Here is an 18,600-nt window from a genome sequence, read left to right as displayed (position 1 = left end):
GACGATCGGCTACTGACACGACCAGTCGAGCGCTAGAATCCTGTACATGACGACCCTCTCGCTGGCTGACGCCCGGGCCAACCTGTCCAAGCTCGTGGAGTCCGCGGTGACCACCCACGAGAGATTCGAGGTCACCCGTAACGGTGACCGGGCCGCCGTACTCCTCAGCGCCGAGGACTACGACGCATTGCTGGAGACCGTCGACGTCCTCAGCCGTGCCGAGGAGGTGCAGGCCCTGAAGGACGGGCTCGATGACCTCGACGCCGCGCGCACCTCGACCCTGGAGGAAGTCCGCTCCGCGATGCTGCAGCGCGGACGCCTCCGGTCGTGACCGCGGACCCGGACGGTGACGACGGCTACGACGTCTTGCTGACCCGGACAGCGAGACGAGCCCTGGAGGAGCAGCTGCCCGAGGCGGTCGCCGCGGCCGCCTTCGAGTTCATCGCAGGCCCGCTCCGCGCCGACCCTCACCGTGTCGGCAAGCCCTTGCGCGAGCCGCTGGCGCCCTTGTGGTCGGCCCGCCGCGGCGAGTACCGGGTGCTCTACCGAATCATCGAACGACGCCTCGTCGTCCAGGTCGTGTCTGTGGCCCACCGCCGCGACGCGTATCGCCGGTAACCGATCGTCAGCTGACAACCGGAGTCGAGAACGCCTGTTCCCACCTCGACCCCCGGGCTGGTGGTGCACCATCGCGTCATGGCCGACCAACTGCCGTCACGAGCGGACGTCCTTCAGGCGGCACCGTTGCTCTGCACGTTCGACGTCGACTGCGGGGAGGTCCTCCCGGGCCACCGCTTTATCGCGCGGGGCCTGAGCGGACCCTCTGAGCTACCGCTGCCCTGGGGCGACGAGGACGACGAGGACGGCGAGGACGGTGAGGACGGCGAGGACGAGTACAGGAGCCCCGAGCAGATTGCCCTCGACATGGCCGGACGCAGTGGCTACCCCGCCTTCGCGCTGGAGTACGAGCTCGTCCCAGGTATCCCCCCGTCGGCCGAGGAGGGCTCCTTCTTCGACCACCTGGTCGGGATCACGTACGACGCCGACGTCCTTCTCCCCTGGGACGGTGACGACGGGGGCGCCATCGCCCCGTTCGAGGGTGGTCCGAGTACCCATCGGTCCCGCGGGGAGTGGCCCCTGCCTCCAGACGCGCGGGTGCTCACCTTCACCCTTTTCCCCCCGATGAGCCTGGCCGACGACGGGTCTGACGAGGGGCCGAAACCCTTAGGTCGACTCGTCGTGGACCTGGAGACCTCGTCCGGCCGCTGGGTACCCGAGCAAGCCTCTGCAGAGCACTAAGAACTGTCCCCAGGTAGCGATCCCTGCCGGACTACCGCAGCTCGCCGTTGGCCCCGCTGTCTTTGCCGACCGCGCGACAGGCGGACAGCGCTGCGGCGACTCACCACTTCGCCCGACACTGGGACCGGCGCTCTGCAGGCCAGGCCCTGCTTCATCCCTCGTTGGTCCGGAGGCCGACATGATCCAGACCGACCTGCCCGGCGGTGCAGCGGGCTCGCTCGTGCGCGGTCTCGCCGCATGCCTCTCGTCCGTCACCGAGGTTCCGCTCGACGACTTCCCCCGCCTGGAGGACGTGCCCGTGGAGCACGCGCTCGGCGCATGGAAGGGCTGGCTGGCCGGACGCGGCTCCGGTCTGGTCCCCGTCGCTGAGCCCGGCTCGTTCCAATGGGCCGGCTGGTGGATCGGCGTGGCCGATGGCAGCGGCAGCGACGTCGCCGACGGCCCGCGCCGGCAGGTCGCGGTGCTGGCGTTCGGCACCCCGCCCGGTGTGGTCCTCAGCCCGCAGGACCCCGCGCTGCTCGGGCGCGCCACCGCGGACCTCGACATCAGCAGTGCCTACGCCGTCGCATCGCTGAACCCCGTACTAGCGCCGGTCACGCCCGGGACCAGGTTGTCCGGGACGGTCGAGCGAATCGCGATCGCTCCCGCCGCCGAAGCACCCATGCAGATCCTCACCAGCAGTCGCGCCCTGCCCGGACGCGGTCTGGAGGGCGACCGTTACGCAGTGAACGCCGGCACCTTCAGCCCCCGCGCCGGCCACCGACCCGGCTACGACCTGACGATGATCGCCTCAGAGGTCGTGGAGGAGCTCACTGCTCGCGATGCCCACCTGGACTTCGCCAGCACCCGCAGGAACATCCTCACCCGCGGCATCGACGTCAACGCCCTCGTCGGCCGCGAGTTCAGCATCGGCGACGCCCGCTGCCGCGGACTACGGCTCGCCGAGCCCTGCGCCCACCTCGAACGGATCGCCGGCCCAGGCCTGCTGCGCCCACTCATCCACCGCGGCGGCCTGCGCGTCGACGTACTCACCGGCGGCACGATCACCACCGAGTCCTCGATCACCACCTAGAGCGAAGTACAGGCCCGCCAGTTGCCGACACCGCCCTTTCGCCGATCCCCGGCTGAGGATCGGCATGTGGACGGAGTCCTCGGTGAGTCGGCTCGAGCGGTCCCTCAGCTCACGACCCAACGCCGCACCAAATCGATAACGTCCGTCAGGTGCTGCTCCAGCACATCTGGTCGTGCCAGGTCGATCACGCCCCGGTAGGGGGATGCCCAACGGATCAAGCCAGTGCCGTCATCGAAGTGGAAGCCGGCCGTGTCGCTACGGACCCGGCTGCCGCGGTGCAGGACGAGCTGGAAGGCGTCGCGGGGAGCCAGTCGCATCGTGGCTCGGTCGACGCCGCCAAAACAGAAGCTGGGGGCGTTCCACTTGATGTGTTCGCTGATGCCGACGTCGGCCGCCAGGATGGCGTCGCGTAGCGTCCGGACGCCGTCCTTATGGGGGTGTTCGAGGTTGTTCAAGTACTTGCCTACGTCTGCAGCAGTCACGACCGTCGGACCGTCGCGGTCCCGCGGAGTAATCGGTGTCGCAGGAGGATCGGCATCCGGTCAGTGAGGGCCGGGGCTGGCGGAGCGACGCTCAGGCGCGGACGCTGCGCGGTCGAGCTCTGTCTGGAGCGCCTTCTCGCGCCGCCGCCACTTCCCCTTCTCCCTGACCACGTACGCACCCATGGCCGCCATCCCGCAGGCGAAAGCGCCCCAGAGGCCGAGGCCGGCCTCGTTCAGGAACAGCAGCTGAGAGAGGGCGACTGCGGAGCCCAGCGCCGGCACGAAGGCGACCGACTCTCGCGCGACGCCAAGGTGCGCCTCCGACGGGGTCTGGTCCACTGCCTGCTGCGCCTCCACCATCGCAACACGCTGGTGCCGCTTTAGCCGGGAGTCAAGGCCCGTGCACCCGAGTGTCGGAGACATGGCCGGATCAGGCCACCCATGGTTCATCGTGCCCGACTAACGGTGCTCGCGACCGCTCGTCAGCAGGGGATGGTCGACCGGCCATGGTGGACAAGATGCCGAGCAGTGGTCACACTTATGACTATGAGTCCGTCGACGTCCATGTCCCTCGCTGAGGCCAAGGCGCACCTGTCCGAGGTCGTCAGCCGCGTCGGCACCCAGCACGAGCGGGTACTCGTCACTGTGCACGGCACCCCCTCGGCCGTGCTCATCGCCCCGGCCGACCTCGAGGCACTGGAAGAGACGATCGCGGTGCTGTCCGACGGCGACGCCGTCGCCCGCCTGAATGCTTCTGAGACCGAGCTCGCCGCCGGTCTCGGGGAGTCCGAAGCCGACCTCGCCGCCGCCATGCGCGGCCGTCGGGACCCAGCCCCATCGTGAGCCTGTCGTCTGGGGACGACCGCTACACCCTGGTCATCACCCCGACCGCCCGACGACAGCTGACCGACGCCCTGCCCGAGGCAGCGGCCTTCGCCGCCTACGAGTTCGTCATCGGCCCCCTGCTGGACAACCCCCACCGGGTCGGCAAGCAGCTGCGGGCACCGCTGCAGGACCGCCACACCGCCCGCCGCGGCACCTACCGCGTCGTCTACCGGATCGACGAGCAGGAGCACACGGTGTCCGTCCTGGATGTTGCACACCGTCGAGACGCCTACCGGGCGTGAGCCTGCTGATCCCGGCCGCTCCGGAGGGGCGCTCACATAGGAGCCAGCTCTCACCCCCGCTCAGGGATCGCCGACTGGCGAAACCGCCTGGACCGATCAGTAGCGTGCCGGGCATGACTGACATGACGGAAGCCGAGCTCCTACCCGCGTTCCCGTTCTTCGCGGTACTCGCCACCTTCTGGATCGTCGTGCCACTCCTGATCGCCACCCTCGCGTACTGGGTCGTTCGCCTCGCCGTGCGTCATGAGCTCGCCCGCTCCAGAAGGTCAGGATGGACGCCCCCGCCGCCAGTGCCCCCGACGGCGTAGCCGGCACCGTCGTTGGCGCGGACCCGTCTGACCCCGGGCATCGTCTGACGATCGGTTACCGGGACGCGCTCTGGCCGAGGTGGTGCGTTCGTCGTTCCTCGCTGAGGCGCGTCGCGAGGATGCAGAAGGGGACGACGCCGTCACGCCTGGCGCATCGGTGGGGTTCGGGACATGGCTGTGACCTGCAGACCAGGCAGTGAGAAAGTCCCGTCGACCTCGAACCCCAGGTGGCGGTAGAGCTCGACGTTTCGGGGGTCGGCTGTGCTCAGGTGCACCGAGGGGGCCTTCGGCCCGGAGTGCGTGTCGGCCAGCACACGCCGGAGCAGCATGCCTCCGACACCGCTGCCACGGGCGTCCTGCAGCACTCCCACGAACTCCAGGATCGTGGCTCGCGGCGGGACGAGCGGCGCCTCCCTGCGCCGGTAGGTGGCGGTGCGCGCCACCACCGCGGGTCCGCAGCCGGTCAGCACCTGGATAAGCCAGCCCAGCCGGGAGGTGACTGGCGGGCGGCCTGCCAGGCTTGTGGTCCAGGCCGCGGCCACCGCCTGGCCGTCCCGCTGCAGCAGGTAGCGGCGGGTTCCGGGCTGCCGGGCGAGAAGCCGCTCGGTGGCGGCGAACCAGGTGCGCTGACGGGCCTGGTCAGACCCGCACGTCCAGCGGATCCCGGCCTCGTCGACGAAGGCGGCGGCGAGCAGGTCGGCGGAGGCGCCGACGGGTGGGTCGGTCACGACCCGGCAACCCGCGGGCAGTGCTGGTGGGTGCTCGGTCATGCCTGGCGCGCCTCCGCTGCCGGTACCAGGAAGCAGACCAGCAGCTTGAGGTAGAACAGCGCCGGGAACCAGGACAGCGCCGCAGGCAGCGGGGCGAGGACGAGCCCGAGGACCAGCACCGCCGTGTAGCTGCCGGTCGCGACCACGAGCTTGACCGGGCGCGGGGCGAGCTCGATGAGCAGGGTTGCGGCGAGCAGGAGTGCCCCGCTGACCAGCAACCACGTCCAGTCCCGGTCCAGCAGCAGCAGCCCGACCAGGGCCAGGTGCAGCAGGTGACTCGTGACGAACACCAGTCGGGTGCGGCGTGCGCCGGGGCGGTGGTACCAGGACTTCGTGGCCGTGGTCGAGTTCGTCAGGACGCCCCCGATCAGGTCCAGGGCGATCACCGTGAGCAGGACGACCTGCCAGGTCGAGCAACCGGGTCCGGCCGGGGAGCTCGCCAGGTACCAGCCGAGCAAGGCGGCGCAGATGAGACCGCCTACGCCCTGCACCGCGAGGTCGGCCTTGGTGTGGCCAGGCCCACGAACCGGTCGAGCAGACCGGGTCGGGCGACTGCGCGTGGTTCGACGGCGGCGCTCACGGGACCTCCGACCACAGTGCGGCGAGCAATCTGTGCGCCTGCTCGAGGTCGGACGACGGGGCGTCGGGGTCGGCCCGGAGCCTCGCGATCGCCCATCGGTCGATGGACTGCAGCACTGCAGCCGAGGCGGCCAGCAGCAGGTCGGGGTCGGTGTCAGCGCGGACGACCCCCAGCGCCGTCCCGTTGTCGATGACCTCGCCCAGCCACACGGTCCCGGGGTCGGGGCCGTCCGACGGTGCTCGAGCGGTGACGGCGTCGACCAGGGCAAGGTCGTCGGGGTTGTCGGCGAGGTGCCGGTGCAGCCGGGTGCTGTCGTCGCGAAGCTGCTGCCAGAAGGACTGCTCGGTCGACGCGGGCACCCAGCCACCGAGCAGCTGGGTGAGCCTGTCCCGCAGGTCGGCCAGCACGGCCTCGAGCACGTCATCCCTGCCGTCGAAGTACTGGTAGGCGGAGGACTTGGAGATCCCGGACAGCTCGATGATCTTGTTGTAGGAGGCGGTCGCGACGCCGTCGGCTGCGAACTGGCGGCGGGCGACGTCGAGGATGGAGTGGCGCTGCTCAGGGGGCAGTCGCAGGAACCGCGGCGAGGGCATGTACCAATGGTATGCACCATCGGTACACACCACCAGTCGTCTGTCGCTGGTAGGCAGTCGTGCAGGCCCGCCAGCGGGAGCGGACGATCAGGCGTCGCAACCGTCCCCGGTGGTCCATCCCGTCACGGGATGACCACGATCTTTCCCACATGGGCTCGTCGCGCGAGCTCACGCTGAGCCTCGGCCACGTCGGCCAGGGCGAAGGTCGCGGCGACGACAGGGCGGACGCTGCCCCGGCGTGCAAGGTCCACCAAGAGGTCGAAGATGCGCGGCGTGTGCATCGTCGACCCCACCAGGGCGATGTCGGCGAGGTAGAGGCGCCGTACGTCCAGCCGCACGTCCCAGCCGCCGAGCGCGCCGGCCACCACCCAGCGGCCGCCGGGGCGCACGAGGTCCAGGCCCATCTCGAGTGTCGGGCCGGCGATGACGTCGATGAACACGTCGTACCCCCGGGGTGCGGCTTGCGCCAGGTCCGCGACGACCGTGCCGTGACCCCGGTCCACGACCACGTCCGCGCCGGCCTCGCGGACCGCGTCGGCCTTGCCTCCGGAGCACACCGCCACGACCCGGGCGCCGCGCGCGCTGGCCAGCTGCACGGCGGCGAGCCCGACCCCGCCGGAGGCGCCGGTGACCGCCACCGTGTGACCCCCGGCAACACCGCCCCGCTCGAGCATCCCCAGGGCGGTGCCGTAGGCGATCGGTAGCGCCGCCAGCTGCTCGTCCCTGAGCGGGGACCCGTCGACCACATGGGCCCTGGCCGTGGGCACGACGACGTGCTCCGCGAAACCGCCGTCACGTTCGCTGCCCAGCACGTCGACCGGGCGCGCGTCCGGCCCCGCCTCGCCGTAGAGCGCCGGGTCCACGAGCACGCGCATCCCCACCAGCCGCCCCGCCTCCGCGTCGCCGGCTGCGACAACGGTCCCGACCACGTCGCCGCCCTGGATCCGTGGGAAGTCCAGCGGTCCGAGCCAGCCGGCCTTGGCGTCCGGTCCGGTGCCCGAGCCGTACGAGCCCTCACGGGTCCAGAGGTCGGTGTTGTTGCATCCGGCCGCCAGCACTCGCACCAGCACCTCGCCGGGCCCGGGTCGTCGCAGGGCCACACGCCGCAGGTCGATCGCGTCCAGCCCGCCGTGGTGAGTGGTCACCGCGGCCAGCATCGTGTCCGGCAGCTGCGCCTCCCCAGGCGAAGGCTTCCGTGAGCGGCTCGAAGGCATGGACGAGGATGGCAGGCCAGCCGCAACCGCACGAAGACCCAGCCGTCGCGTCGCTCGCCCAGGGGCTGATTCTCGGCTTCGCCCCCTGAGGCTCTGGGGCACTGAGGGTTGCCGGGGCGAGTCGCTCCAGGCAGTGCCCCAGTGGCCGATCGACTCTCGGACACCACCTGCCAGGTGTCACCCAGAGGTGCATCACTGTCGTCGCAGACCGGCAGCGATAGCGTGTGCCCGTGGCTACAGGAGTCCTGTTGCGCCGGTCGTCGGTGGCCGACGTCCTCGGGGACCCGACCTGTGACCGACCAGTGGCCTGGGCGGCGGCGGAGGCCCACCGGCTGCTCGCCGACCTGCCGCACCGGTGGGCGCACAGCCGGAGAGTGGCCGCGCGCGCCCGGTGCGCCGCCGCAGGGTTGCCCGACAGGGACCGGGACCGGCTGGTCGCCGCGGCGTACCTGCACGACATCGGGTACGCGGCCGAGCTGGTGGACACCGGTTTCCACCCTCTCGACGGCGCGCGTCACCTACAGCGGCTGGGGCGTCACGACCTCGCCGGCCTCATCGCCCACCACACCGGCGCGGACGTCGAAGCCCGGCACCGGGGCCTGGCCGAGGAGCTGGCACGGTTCCCCGGGGCGACCGGTCCGCTCGCCGACGCCCTGACCTTCAGCGACCTGACCAGCGGCCCGCTCGGGGAGAGGGTGGACCCGGGGCCCAGGTTCGCGGAGGTGGTCGACCGTCACGGTCCAGGCAGCATCGTGGCGAGGTCCCGCGCCGAGGCGCGCGTCGAGCTGTACGCCGCAGTGGTCCGGACCCTGCGCCGGGTCTCTGCTGCGCGTCCGCCCCCCGGGCCCCTGCACGTCATGACGGTCGAGCTGGGGTGCACCTGCCTGGTTCGCCTGGACGGCGACCTCAGCTCGGCCGGGGCGGTGTCCGTCGCGTGCGCCGCGTTGGACAGCGCACAGGTTCGGGGCAACCACGCACTGGTCCTGGACCTCGCATCGGTGGGCGCCTGCTCCACGGCTGGCGTCAGCGCGCTGACCGCGGCGCTACCCGGCGACGACGTGGTCATCACGCTGCTCGAGCCGCGCCTCGACATCGTCGAGAGGTTCCGTGCTGCGGCTCCCGGCGCCCGTTCACCGACGGTGGCCTCGGACGTCGCCGATGCGCTCCTGCCGCACTGCGACGCCATCTGAACCACGTCAGTCGCCCGGTGCGGCACAGCGCAGGAAGGCAGTAGGCGATCGGGCTTCTCAAGGGCCCTTGCACCCGCTCAGGCCAGTCGTCACGCTCGGGACATGAGTGATCCTCATGTTTCGCGGTACCGGCCATGGCTGCCGTCCGGACTGCCGGATCCCCTGGTCGAGCCCGTCAGCGAGTGGGTGGACCAGCCCGGCGGGACGACGCTGCACGTACACCGCCATCCCGCGGCCGCCGACCCGACCGCGACGGTGGTGATCCTGCACGGCGGCGGGGGCCACGGGCGGATGCTCGCGCCCATCGGGGTGCTGGCCCAGCACCTGGGTGCCGAGGCGCTGGCTCCGGACCTGCCCGGCTACGGCCACACCGTCGTCGTCGACCGGCGAGCCGTGAGGTACGGGGACTGGGTCGCAGCCGTGGCCGACCTCGTGGGGCAAGTGGCGGTGCGTGGTCGGCCGCTGGTGCTTGTCGGAGCAAGCATGGGAGGCCGGCTCGCCCTGGACGTGGCGCACCGCCTCGGGCCTGGTGTCGTGCAGTCAGCCGTGGTGACCTGCCTGCTGGACCCACGTCGACCCGAGGTCGCCGCCGTGGTGGCCAGGCACGAGCTCGTCGTCCGCCTCGGGCTTCCCCTTCTGCGGACCTTCCGGCGGCTCACCGACCGACGCCTCGTACCCATCCGGTGGCTCGCCCCCGTCGGCGCCATCGCCAACGACCCGCGGCTGGCCCGCACCTGTGCCACGGATCCGCTCGGCGCAGGAGTGTCCGTGCCTTTGGGCTTCCTTCGCTCGTGGCTCCAGCACGATCCCGGCTACGAGCCCGCCACGTTCCGCGCGTGCCCCGTGGTGCTCGCCCACCCCGGTGATGACCGGTGGACACCGCTCGAGGTCAGCCGTGCCTTCCTGGCCGAGATGTCTGTTCCCACCGAGCTCGTCATGCTCCCGGGCTGTGGTCACTTCCCGGTGGAGCCCGGCTTCGTACCTGGTTTCCGCGCTGCGCTCGACCACGCACTGTCTCCCGTCCAGGCCCATCGCCCCCGCCCGCAAGACACGGCATGAGGACCTCCCCGACGACGCTGTGAGACGACGGCGCGGAGGCGAAGAGCCCGCGCGTCCGTCGAAGCGCACTGCGGGAGGGGTCGAGCTCTCTCCGGGACCGTGGACCCACGGGCCCGCATGTGAGCACGCCTGACACGAACAGCCTCCGTCCGCAGGACGCAGGCTGTTCGTGTCGGAGCCGTTCGAGGGCTGAGGTGCTCAGCGGCGAGAGACGCTGACCTCGCGGTTGTCGGTGTCAGCACGGTTGACGGACCGGGCTCCGAACAGGCCGGTGACGGAGGCGATGATCGCGCCGATGAGGAGGCCGGCGAAGCCCCACAGAGCGCCGGAGGAGCCGGCGTCCGCGGCCCGCTCGGCCTCGGGTGCGGCGTCCTGTACGGCGTCGCCGGCCTGCTCCTGCGCGTCCTCGGCGGCCTGAGCGGCGGCGTCGGGGTCGACGTCCGGCGCGGCGTCTGCAGCCTGCTCGGGGTTCTGGGCGGCGGCGTCGGTGACGGTGGAGGTGGCGGAACCTAGGACGTTGCCGGCGGCGCCGAGGATGTTGCCGACCAGGAGGCTGGCGAGGACGACCGCGGCGAGCAGGGCGGTGGCCCAGGTGAGAAAACCGTGGATCAGCCCGGCCTGACCGGACAGCACACCGGCGACGTAGCCACCGGCCGCCAGGGCGAGCACGAGGGTGACCAAGGACCACAGGCCGGTGGCCAGCCCGACGCCCTCACCCGGGTCGGCAGAGTCCAGGTCCGCCATCCCGAGCCCCAGGGCCGCGGTGATCAGGGACAGCATCAGGGTCAGGGCAAGGAAGGTGACGACGCCGGCGATGACGGCGCCCCAGGAGATGTTGTGACGGGCGCCGGGGCGGTCGTCACCCAGGGCGTCCGCCTTCCAGGACGGCGAGGACTGCTCGCGGTCGGGGTGTGTGTCGGTGTACTGGTCGCGGAGGTCTACGTCTGGGGTCTGCGCTGTCGCGCCGGAGGGGGAGGAGCTCTTGCTAGCCATGTTGATCCTGTCCGCAGAAGCGTGTGGGTGTCCGTCGAGCCCATACCCGCTGTGGACCCGATCAACCCTCATCCGCGGCTGGAGAGTTTGTCGAAGGGGGGTCGGCGGCACGAGCAGGTGACACGGCCTGTGCTGTCCAGCGGCGCCCGATCGTCGACGGGGGATCCTCATCCGACGATGGACCACCGGAAGCATTGACGAGCTCAGACGCCTTACAGCCGACGTTCACTCACACCGGCCGAGCCGACCCGCCCGACGTCGGTGCTGCCCGGTCGCGCAGCAGTCCGTCAGTGCCTGGAGAACCGCTGCCATGCGCCACGTAGGGTGCGGCCCTGCCGGTGCTCGCGCTCGACTGCCCGGTCGTTGGCGTCCAGGCGTCGAGGACCCCGACGGCGTCGAGCAGAACTTCCCGGTAGGCGTCGCAGCGGAAACTGAAAGGGCCCAGCCCTGAGAGGTCTAGCCCAATTGCGGTGTACCCGTCCTCGAGCCGGAAGTCGCTCCAAGTCGTCACGTCGGGGCTTTGGGTGACGGCCACGGTGATGGCACCACACGCGAGGGCTCCGCAGACTGGGCAGACGTACAGAGGAAGCCGCCCTGACTCCAGAGGCCAGTCCTCGTCGTCGCGGGACAGGTCGCCGGCCAGGCGCCGCAAGTCAGCCGCGGCGTAACCGGGGTGGGCCAGGTCAGCGACGCTCATGAGCTGGGAGGAATCAGGAACGCCGTAGGTCTCGGGCTCGGGTACCTCGAGGTCTCGCAGCAACCGCAGCAGTGGGGTGCCGTCGACGACAAACTCCAGCTGTGGCTGCGGGTGCCTGAGCGGGTCGATGTACCTCGACCTACGCTCGTAGCCGTAGTCGGCCGCGGGGTCGGCGTTGGAGGGGCTGGTCTTCTCTTGAAGCGTCAAACGGTTGTGCGCGCCTGGAGAATCGACATGGGTCACGGCTCAGTCACTGCTCGTGAGTCGGTCATATCCACTTCCTACACCCCGGCGGGCGCTCTCTACATGACATCCCCGGTTGCCGATTGTCACCTGGAGATCGCCAACTGGGGTCGCCTTCTCCGAGGCGCCTCGTCATCGCCTGTCGCAAGAGGCAGAAAGCTCCGCGACTGAAACGGGTGCAGCCGTGTACTCGTTCAGATTCGACCTTCTTTGTAGGTCTCCGCGCACTCGAGAGTCGACAATCTCGACGCGGGTCTCTTCAAGAGTGACCACTCCCGCCCATGCCTCTTTCTGCTGAGTCCAAACGGCAAGACTGGTGGCTTCCGTTAGCAGATCCTCGGCAGACAAAGAGACGAGCCACATGGACGATTCATCATCCAGGCTGACTTTTAGACCATCCTCTGGCGTCGACAACTGCGTGCGCTTCTCTTCCTGCGGCGTCGTTCCACTACGGAGGAGCACGAGATCTGGGGGGAAGTTCGTGTCTCCGCAGGACGGCAAGACCAGCGTGACGGTTCCCGCCTCGCTGTATCGGTAGGCGAGAGGCAGGGGCAGCGGGTCGCTGGGAACGCAGCCAACCAGTCCGAGCACACTCGCGATGCCAATCCCAACGGTCGAAGTCCTGGCTGGCCAGCGCAGTGGAAGGTGACGCACAGCAGGCGGACGACCGCGAGGCCTCTTCACGTCTTGAGATTAGGTCACTCGTGGATGACACGCGGTGCGATCCGGTCGTCAGTCCACTCGCCCGTGTGTGCGAATTCTTGGCTGCAAGCCCCCGTTTGCCGACCCTCCACCGGCGCGACCTCGCCCCAGGCCGCGCTGCGAGCCCTGAAATCGGCCGCGGGGCCCCGCAAGACCTCTTCCCGGCTGAGGATCGCTAGGTGGGGATCAGCCATTGATGCGACACCGGCTCGACGTCGGCCAGGGGGGCGCCTTGGCTGAACCGGTGGACCGGAGGTCCGTCGGTGGCGGATCATGCAGATGAACGTCTCCGTGGAGCCGTCCACGGGGCCGTCGTGCTTCGACGCGATAGGGGGAGGCTGGTGGCCACAGTCCTGCTGTGCCTAGCCGTAGCCGCTTTCGGTGTCTGGATGACCGCTGACGCTGTCAAGGATTGGCGCCGCGACCCCATTTCTAGTCCAACAGATCCCAACCCCTTTCGTTACACGCACACGGTTGGTGGCCCGTGCGTCACCCTGCTTGCACTGACCGGCGCGATTGGCGAAGGCGTCCCGCTCTTGTTCGCCGATCCGCCACCAACACCGTTGCTGATCGCCTTGGGGGTGCCGGCCCTGTCGCTCGCCCCCCTAGGCATATCTCTGTACATGTTCGCCAGGCCACGTTGGCTCACCGCCGGTCTACAAGAACGCAGACGGGTCGCTTCGCAGCTGATATGTAGCGAGGTCCTGTCAAGAGGCAGGGCGAGGCGCCCGTCCCTGGGTTGGGGTGGGCGCCTCTGGTTTCGTCGACGTGCGGTGGTGAGCGTGTCGTTGGCGACGCGCGGTCAGACTGATATGCGCGGGTTAGTTACCGCAGGACGGGGTGTTCGGCAGGAGCGGACCGCGTGTCTAGGGTCGAGCGTCGCCCGGCACTGAGCCCGGGTTGCTCATAGCTGTTCCGCGGGTCGCTCCACGCGCTGCTGCCACCACGCTGGTCGACGAAACCGGTCTGTGGGTTCTAGTCGTCGAGCACGGCCAAGGACCAGCACCAGCCGGCTAGCTCGCGGGCGATGGCCACGTTGGCGACCACGTGCCGTTTGCGGCGGGGGCCTGCTGCACGGATAGGTGACACCTGACCTGTGGTGCCTGAGGGCGCCGCTGGAAGGATCACCACCGTGCCCAAGCCCCACCCCAGAGAGTTTCGCGATGACGTGGTCGCGGTCGCCCGCCGCGGCGAGGCCCCGGTCTCGAAGATCGCGAAGGACTTCGGGATCAGCGAGTCCTGCCTGCGCAACTGGCTACACGCCGCAGACGTCGAGGACGGTCGCCGCGACGGCCCCACCAGGGCGGAGTCGGCCGAGCTGCGCGAGGCCAACCGCCGGATCCGGCTGCTCGAGCAGGAGAACGAGGTCCTCCGCCGAGCCGCGGCCTACCTGAGTCAGGCGAACCTGCCAGGAAAAGGCTCTTCCCGCTCGTGAGAGAGCTCGCCGCCGACGGCATCCCCGTCGCCCTCACGTGCCGGGTCCTGAACATCGCCCGCCAGCCCTACTACCGCTGGCTCGCCGCGCCCATCACCCGCTCAGAGCTGGCCGAGGCGTACCTCGCCAACGCCCTGTTCGACGCCCACCGCGACGACCCCGAGTACGGCTACCGGTACCTGGCCTACGAGGCCCGCGACGCGGGCCACGACCGCTGCGACCGGACGGTCTGGCGGGTCTGTCGCGACAACAGCTGGTGGTCGGCGTTCGGCAAAAAGCGCGGCACCAACGGCAAGAAGCCCGGCCCGCCCGCCCATGACGACCTCGTCCAGCGGCAGTTCGTCGCGGCGGCCCCGAACACGCTGTGGCTGACCGACATCACCGAGCACTGGACCGGCGAGGGCAAGCTCTACCTCTGCGCCATCAAGGACGTCTTCTCCGGACGGATCGTCCGCTACTCCATTGCCGACCGGATGAAGTCCCGCCTGGCCGTGGACGCCTTGAACAGCGCCGTCGCCCGCCGCGGCGGCGTCAACCGAGTGGCCGGCTGCATCGTGCACTCCGACCGCGGGTCGCAGTTCCGATCGCGGCGATTCTTGGCCGAGCTGCGCCACCACGACCTCGTGGGGTCGATGGGCCAGGTCGCCTCTGCCGGCGACAACGCGGCCATGGAGTCCTTCTTCGCCCTGCTGCAGAAGAACGTCCTCGACCGCCGCCGCTGGACCACCCGCGCCGAGCTGCGGATCGCGATCGTGACCTGGATCGAACGGACCTACCACCGCCGCCGACGCCAAGCCCGACTCGGCAGACTCACGCCCATCGAGTACGAGACCATCAACGCCCCTCAGGTCGCACTCGCCGCCTGAGACCGACTGTCACCTGAACGTGCAGCAGTCCCAGACGTTGTGCGCGGCGGCTTGGGTGCGGGCGGTCAAGATGGTGAGCAGGGCGGATCGTTCAGCGGCCCCACACTCGCCGGCTGCAGGTACTGGGTGCACGTGATGGCCCTGGGTCCGCACTACACGGGTGCGTGGAAACTGTGCAGCTCGCTCGGTCGATCGACGGCAGGCCTCGCGCAGGATCTCGGATCTACAACATCTTCGTCGGCACATCACGTGGCCTGCCGCCCGCGGCATGAGGGAACACTCAGGCGCAGGGGTAGGGCCACGGGTCCAGGGGCAGCGGGGCCGGCGGCGGGCAGACCGGGGCGGTCGGGGCGGGCAGTTCGGGCATCGGGTCCAGGGGCGGCGGGACCTCGCCGGCACAGTCGGCCCAGGTGGGGTTGACGACCTGGAGCCGGACGACCGTGTGGCCGTTGGTGAAGCGTGCCTGCCGGGGGTTGTCGACCTTGGCCACCACGACGATAGAAGGCTCGGCGAAGGTGCCGTAGGTGGGCTTGCTGTAACTGACGCCCTCGAACTCCTTAATTGAGTAGGCGGCGATCGGCACCCCGTCGCGGCAGCCGTTCTCGGTGACCTGGAACGTGGGCGGCGGGATCAGCTGGCGCTCGACCGGGCGCGGCTCGATCGGCGTGACCTGATCGCGGGGGTTGGCGGATGCGGGGACGGCGACGGTTGTGAGTGCGACGGCCAGAGCGAGAGTCAGAATGCGCTTCATGACCTCTTCATCGACAGATCGGCCGCAAACCTGACGAAACCTGGCAATATGGTCGCAGTCAGGGGTCGGTCCGGCGGGCGACAAAGTCCTCAAGCCCTGATCGACCTAGCGGATGCTGACGTCCACCAGCAGGGTCGTGCCGCTGGCTTGGTCGCGCTTGTCCTGGTCATCATCGGAGTGAGGGCCGGGGGTGGGGGGCGGAGCCCCGGCTCTTCCGGCGCCGCCAGGGCGCCGGTGTGGTGTGCGGAGGTATGGGCGCTCTGGTGGGCTGGAGGGGGTCTCACCGTCGTTCGGGCGAGGCGCAGCCTGACCACGGGCGGTGGTGGCCGGAGGAGGTGGGCCCCGAAGCCTTGCGGCCGGGTTCGGCCTAGAAGACGACGTCCGACGGCGGCTTGTCCCGGTGGCCGGTCCCCAACTGGCTGATGTGGTCGATGATGAGGAGGTGGAGTCGGTAGCGGAGTCGGCGACGGCGCGGCAGCGCCACGACGAGGCCGGTCTCCTCCTGGTCGGGCGCGGCCTGCTGGAAGGGCTGATTGCCGGGGCACTGCTCGGTCTGACCCTGCTGCTGCTCATGGGGCTCCTCGATGTCGCCGACAATCCCGCCGACGTGTTCCAGGGCGGAGCCCTGGAGGTCGCTACTGGTTCGGGCGCCTTCGCTGCCATGGTCGGCGCTCCCCTCGGACTGGCTGGCGGCGTACTGGCGCTGGGCGTGCTCGGGCTGGTCGCCCGGTGGCAGCAAGACACGTGGACCACCGCGCGGGCGGCGTGGCTCGCTCCGGCCCTCGCCGTCGGCGCCGCCACGACCGTTGCCGGGGTAATCGACGGCTGGTGGTGGTTCTTCGTCGCCGCGCCACTGGCCACGGCACTAACCGCATGGCGGGTGCGAGGCGCCGTCACCCGCTACGCCACCGACTCCGCCGCCACCTAGACGTAGGTCAGCCGCTCTGTAGGACCCCCGGCCCGGTCCCAGAAGAGAATCGGCGTGCGGAACGGCAGGGGCTCAGTGGCCTGTCGTCGGCCCGAACGAGATGATTGAGTGGCTTCATGCTCAGCCGCGAGACCCACCGCAAGCTCGCCACGCCTGTCGGGGCTGCGGTCCTCACGGCGCTGGCGGTACTCGTCGTCACTGGGCTCTTGCGACTCATCCTGGAGGACAACTTCCGCCCGGCATGGTTCTGGGTGGCCTCGTCCGCCGTTCTCGTCCTCGTCGTGGAGCAGTACCGCGCTTCCAAGCGGCCCACCGACTAGAGCTCGTTCGCCGCACAGGCCGGCTCGGCCGTCTCCAGCTGACGGTCGGCTGTCGGGACGGGCGGGCCGGGGCCTCCGAACCGAATCGGAGCAGTGGGCACAGGGGGTAGCGAACGCCTCGCTGCTCAGCCGCCATTACGGTCGGGAGCATGGACGCGCTGACTGGACTCACGCTGTCGCTCCTGTTCGCAGCGGTGTTTCTCTACGTTCTCTACTTCATCGTGCGTGCCGCCGTCCGGGACGGCATCAGACAGGCGCACCGCGACTGAACTGGGGCGCCGCCCCCATCGAGTGATGCCCACGCGGCGCGCAGCAGACCCGATGGCCAGGCAGGGACCCTCCACCGGTGCGACCTCGCCCCGGGCCGTGCTGCGAGCCCAAGATTCGATCGCACGGCGCCGTGAGCCCTGATCCCCGCTGACGATCGTCCACCGGGGACGTGAAGCGGCTCAGGAGCTCGTCGCCAGAACCTGAGTTCGGCCGCAAGCGTTGGTCTCATGGGTGTAAGTCCTCGGTCGGGTGCCTCGGCGTGACCCCGCCCTACGGGTGGCGGGGGCCGCCGCCCGCGCTGCTGGCCCCACGCCCGGTTCAGCCAGCCGGAGCCGGGACGTTCAGAAGCGCCAGCGGGACGTCGCAGTCCAGCACCACGGACTCCATCCGTTCGATGATGGGCACGTCGTCCACCGTTGGAAGGAGCAGCTCCGGGTCACCTCCGGCGAGCAGGTTGTCCGCGTAAGTCTCGCGGGACTCGACCAGGTCCTCCCAGTCCTCCAACCACGCCTGCGACGGAATGTCGCGCGACAGGCGACGCTCACCCAGGCTGCGGACGTCCTCGCCCATCTCGAGCACGATGTCGTTCTGCGTTTGGATCTCGGCGGCCTGCTGCGCGTCGGGGGCGCCGTCGGTGACTGGGACGTCGTCAAGGTCCGCGTGCAGGCGAGCGCATGCCTGCTCGGCGGCATCTGCGACCACCGGGTCGTCGATCCAGCCGATGCGGTCGTGGTTTGCGTACACCCACCAACCCCAGACCATCACGACGATGAACCCGCCCATGAAGAGGGCGCACATTGTGCCCACCGCGACGGCGATCCACAGCCCGGACTGCCCGGCTCGGGGGCGGTCCTCCGGCGCCGGCAACGTCGCAGGACCGGGTGCGCCAACATCGCGCCTCGGCGAGTCCGGGGCGTCTGGCGGCACGTCCGAGGCGGGCATGGTCCCTACGGTGACGGGGCGTCGCCCGTGTGAAGCAGGGGTCCGGCCCTTCGGTGCGCGATTGTGGCGCGGACGTGACTGGCCCGTGACCAGGTCAACGGGCCGAGTCAGCCGCCCAGCTCGTCCCGCGTACCAGCACGAGCTGCACAGGCGACTGGGATAGGGACCTTCACATATCTACCAACGCTTGCTGCCGCACTCACCAGGACCTGACGCCGACGTCCCGCAGGGATCCCGCGGTGACGATCGCTCCTCGGGGCTCGGTCCCTAGCTCACTTCGCCCGTGATGTTGTCCACGTTGACGAAGTACAACCTCTCCTCACCCGCCTCATCCAGGTGGTACCGGTACCAGCGCGGGTCCTCGAGCAGATGCCCAACATCGTGCGCTGACACCTCGACCCGCTCCTCTTCGCGGTCCCAGGCCCCCCGCCAGAAGCGAATACGCCCTTCCCGGCTGAGGGCACTTAGCGCCTCGCGCACCTCTCGCTCCGGCTCGTCCGACCCGGATCTCCGGACTGTGTCTACCGCCTCCGGCAAGGGGATCCAGTCCCAGGCCCAGCTCGAGGAGCGACAAGCGAACCGCGGGCGACTCAGACACAACGTGAGGCTATCGCCGGGCTCCAGAGGCCCCGTGCTCGATCAAGCAGATCTGCTATTCACCTGCAGCACGGATAAGTCCCCCCAGCGCTCCGCGGTGTCCCGATAGACCCCTCACTGACACCGCTCGGCCTCTGACCGGTCGAACGAGGCGAATCTCGG

At 69.9% G+C, this 18,600-nt stretch carries 22 protein-coding genes and 1 pseudogene; 12 read left to right on the top strand and 11 right to left on the bottom strand.

What is annotated here, in order from left to right; genetic code table 11:
* Window positions 1-46: 46 nt before the first annotated feature.
* The 4 genes from ACR80Q_RS05740 to ACR80Q_RS05725 all read left to right on the top strand — a co-directional run bounded on the left by ACR80Q_RS05740 (window position 47) and on the right by ACR80Q_RS05725 (window position 2,371).
* Window positions 47-331 (top strand): type II toxin-antitoxin system Phd/YefM family antitoxin, encoded by a 285-nt coding sequence (locus tag ACR80Q_RS05740; protein ID WP_435376617.1) that lies wholly within the window; start codon window positions 47-49, stop codon window positions 329-331.
* A complete protein-coding gene (locus ACR80Q_RS05735; RefSeq protein WP_435376616.1) occupies window positions 328-618 on the top strand; it encodes a type II toxin-antitoxin system RelE family toxin in 291 nt (96 codons plus the stop codon). Before ACR80Q_RS05740 ends, ACR80Q_RS05735 begins: the two co-directional genes overlap by 4 nt.
* Window positions 619-696: 78 nt before the next feature.
* The gene (locus tag ACR80Q_RS05730) at window positions 697-1,299 is read left to right on the top strand and encodes a hypothetical protein (protein ID WP_435376615.1); all 603 of its coding nucleotides are present in this window, start codon (window positions 697-699) and stop codon (window positions 1,297-1,299) included.
* Window positions 1,300-1,477: 178 nt separating this feature from the next.
* On the top strand, window positions 1,478-2,371 hold the full coding sequence (locus ACR80Q_RS05725) for an MOSC domain-containing protein (RefSeq protein ID WP_435376614.1): 894 nt from the start codon (window positions 1,478-1,480) through the stop codon (window positions 2,369-2,371).
* Window positions 2,372-2,475: 104 nt separating this feature from the next.
* Here the strand turns inward: ACR80Q_RS05725 and ACR80Q_RS05720 are convergent, their stop codons facing one another.
* Window positions 2,476-2,853, bottom strand: coding sequence for a DUF1801 domain-containing protein (locus ACR80Q_RS05720; RefSeq protein ID WP_435376613.1), 378 nt, complete (start codon window positions 2,851-2,853; stop codon window positions 2,476-2,478).
* 60 nt (window positions 2,854-2,913) lie between these two features.
* A complete protein-coding gene (locus tag ACR80Q_RS05715; protein WP_435376612.1) occupies window positions 2,914-3,213 on the bottom strand; it encodes a hypothetical protein in 300 nt (99 codons plus the stop codon).
* Window positions 3,214-3,399: 186 nt separating this feature from the next.
* Here ACR80Q_RS05715 and ACR80Q_RS05710 point away from each other — a divergent pair, with 186 nt between their 5' ends.
* Together ACR80Q_RS05710 and ACR80Q_RS05705 are read left to right on the top strand one after the other, a co-directional pair.
* Complete coding sequence (locus ACR80Q_RS05710; protein ID WP_435376611.1) at window positions 3,400-3,696, top strand: type II toxin-antitoxin system Phd/YefM family antitoxin; 297 nt, start codon at window positions 3,400-3,402, stop codon at window positions 3,694-3,696.
* The gene (locus tag ACR80Q_RS05705) at window positions 3,693-3,980 is read left to right on the top strand and encodes a type II toxin-antitoxin system RelE family toxin (RefSeq protein ID WP_435376610.1); all 288 of its coding nucleotides are present in this window, start codon (window positions 3,693-3,695) and stop codon (window positions 3,978-3,980) included. Before ACR80Q_RS05710 ends, ACR80Q_RS05705 begins: the two co-directional genes overlap by 4 nt.
* 448 nt (window positions 3,981-4,428) lie before the next feature.
* Here the strand turns inward: ACR80Q_RS05705 and ACR80Q_RS05700 are convergent, their stop codons facing one another.
* The 4 genes from ACR80Q_RS05700 to ACR80Q_RS05685 form a co-directional block, all read right to left on the bottom strand.
* A complete protein-coding gene (locus tag ACR80Q_RS05700) occupies window positions 4,429-5,016 on the bottom strand; it encodes a GNAT family N-acetyltransferase (protein WP_435376609.1) in 588 nt (195 codons plus the stop codon).
* 38 nt (window positions 5,017-5,054) lie between these two features.
* The gene (locus ACR80Q_RS05695) at window positions 5,055-5,549 is read right to left on the bottom strand and encodes a hypothetical protein (RefSeq protein ID WP_435376608.1); all 495 of its coding nucleotides are present in this window, start codon (window positions 5,547-5,549) and stop codon (window positions 5,055-5,057) included.
* Window positions 5,550-5,634: 85 nt separating this feature from the next.
* Window positions 5,635-6,231: a TetR/AcrR family transcriptional regulator gene (locus ACR80Q_RS05690; protein WP_435376607.1), complete on the bottom strand. Its 597-nt coding sequence runs from the start codon at window positions 6,229-6,231 to the stop codon at window positions 5,635-5,637.
* A gap of 122 nt (window positions 6,232-6,353) precedes the next feature.
* Window positions 6,354-7,376 carry a zinc-binding dehydrogenase gene (locus ACR80Q_RS05685; protein WP_435376606.1) on the bottom strand — a complete coding sequence of 341 codons (1,023 nt, stop codon included), beginning with the start codon at window positions 7,374-7,376 and terminating at the stop codon, window positions 6,354-6,356.
* 299 nt (window positions 7,377-7,675) lie between these two features.
* Between ACR80Q_RS05685 and ACR80Q_RS05680 the strand changes: the two genes are divergently transcribed.
* Window positions 7,676-8,635, top strand: a complete 960-nt coding sequence (locus tag ACR80Q_RS05680) for an HD domain-containing protein (RefSeq protein WP_435376605.1) — start codon at window positions 7,676-7,678, stop codon at window positions 8,633-8,635.
* Window positions 8,636-8,737: 102 nt separating this feature from the next.
* The gene (locus ACR80Q_RS05675; RefSeq protein WP_435376604.1) at window positions 8,738-9,694 is read left to right on the top strand and encodes an alpha/beta hydrolase; all 957 of its coding nucleotides are present in this window, start codon (window positions 8,738-8,740) and stop codon (window positions 9,692-9,694) included.
* A gap of 198 nt (window positions 9,695-9,892) precedes the next feature.
* On the opposite strand, the gene ACR80Q_RS05670 is transcribed toward ACR80Q_RS05675, so the two are convergent.
* The 3 genes and pseudogenes from ACR80Q_RS05670 to ACR80Q_RS05660 form a co-directional block, all read right to left on the bottom strand.
* Window positions 9,893-10,687 carry a TIGR04086 family membrane protein gene (locus ACR80Q_RS05670; RefSeq protein ID WP_435376603.1) on the bottom strand — a complete coding sequence of 265 codons (795 nt, stop codon included), beginning with the start codon at window positions 10,685-10,687 and terminating at the stop codon, window positions 9,893-9,895.
* A 229-nt stretch (window positions 10,688-10,916) separates the two neighbouring features.
* Window positions 10,917-11,627, bottom strand: a complete 711-nt coding sequence (locus ACR80Q_RS05665) for a hypothetical protein (protein ID WP_435376602.1) — start codon at window positions 11,625-11,627, stop codon at window positions 10,917-10,919.
* A 1,677-nt stretch (window positions 11,628-13,304) separates the two neighbouring features.
* Window positions 13,305-13,391 (bottom strand): annotated as a pseudogene (locus ACR80Q_RS05660) (transposase); the annotation flags it as partial.
* A gap of 70 nt (window positions 13,392-13,461) precedes the next feature.
* On the opposite strand from ACR80Q_RS05660, the gene ACR80Q_RS05655 reads away from it, so the two are divergent.
* Window positions 13,462-14,630 (top strand): IS3 family transposase gene (locus ACR80Q_RS05655; RefSeq protein ID WP_435376601.1). Its coding sequence is split into 2 segments (ribosomal slippage): window positions 13,462-13,740 and window positions 13,743-14,630, totalling 1,167 coding nucleotides; the frame shifts between segments, so codons are not numbered across the junction.
* A gap of 280 nt (window positions 14,631-14,910) precedes the next feature.
* Here ACR80Q_RS05655 and ACR80Q_RS05650 read toward each other — a convergent pair.
* Window positions 14,911-15,381 (bottom strand): hypothetical protein, encoded by a 471-nt coding sequence (locus ACR80Q_RS05650; protein WP_435376600.1) that lies wholly within the window; start codon window positions 15,379-15,381, stop codon window positions 14,911-14,913.
* A 400-nt stretch (window positions 15,382-15,781) separates the two neighbouring features.
* Here ACR80Q_RS05650 and ACR80Q_RS05645 point away from each other — a divergent pair, with 400 nt between their 5' ends.
* From ACR80Q_RS05645 to ACR80Q_RS18365, 3 genes are all read left to right on the top strand, one after another.
* Window positions 15,782-16,309 (top strand): hypothetical protein, encoded by a 528-nt coding sequence (locus ACR80Q_RS05645; RefSeq protein ID WP_435376599.1) that lies wholly within the window; start codon window positions 15,782-15,784, stop codon window positions 16,307-16,309.
* Between the two features lie 104 nt (window positions 16,310-16,413).
* Complete coding sequence (locus tag ACR80Q_RS05640) at window positions 16,414-16,629, top strand: hypothetical protein (protein ID WP_435376598.1); 216 nt, start codon at window positions 16,414-16,416, stop codon at window positions 16,627-16,629.
* Window positions 16,630-16,778: 149 nt separating this feature from the next.
* Complete coding sequence (locus tag ACR80Q_RS18365) at window positions 16,779-16,898, top strand: DUF6019 family protein (RefSeq protein ID WP_502306124.1); 120 nt, start codon at window positions 16,779-16,781, stop codon at window positions 16,896-16,898.
* A 319-nt stretch (window positions 16,899-17,217) separates the two neighbouring features.
* On the opposite strand, the gene ACR80Q_RS05635 is transcribed toward ACR80Q_RS18365, so the two are convergent.
* Window positions 17,218-17,841, bottom strand: a complete 624-nt coding sequence (locus ACR80Q_RS05635) for a hypothetical protein (protein WP_435376597.1) — start codon at window positions 17,839-17,841, stop codon at window positions 17,218-17,220.
* Window positions 17,842-18,600: the final 759 nt, after the last annotated feature.

Origin of the sequence: Aquipuribacter aurantiacus, from assembly GCF_051216895.1 — a bacterium.
Lineage (GTDB): Bacteria > Actinomycetota > Actinomycetes > Actinomycetales > JBBAYJ01 > Aquipuribacter.
The sequence above is the reverse complement of the archived record's forward strand: the minus strand, read 5'-3'. Positions and strand labels throughout refer to the sequence as shown.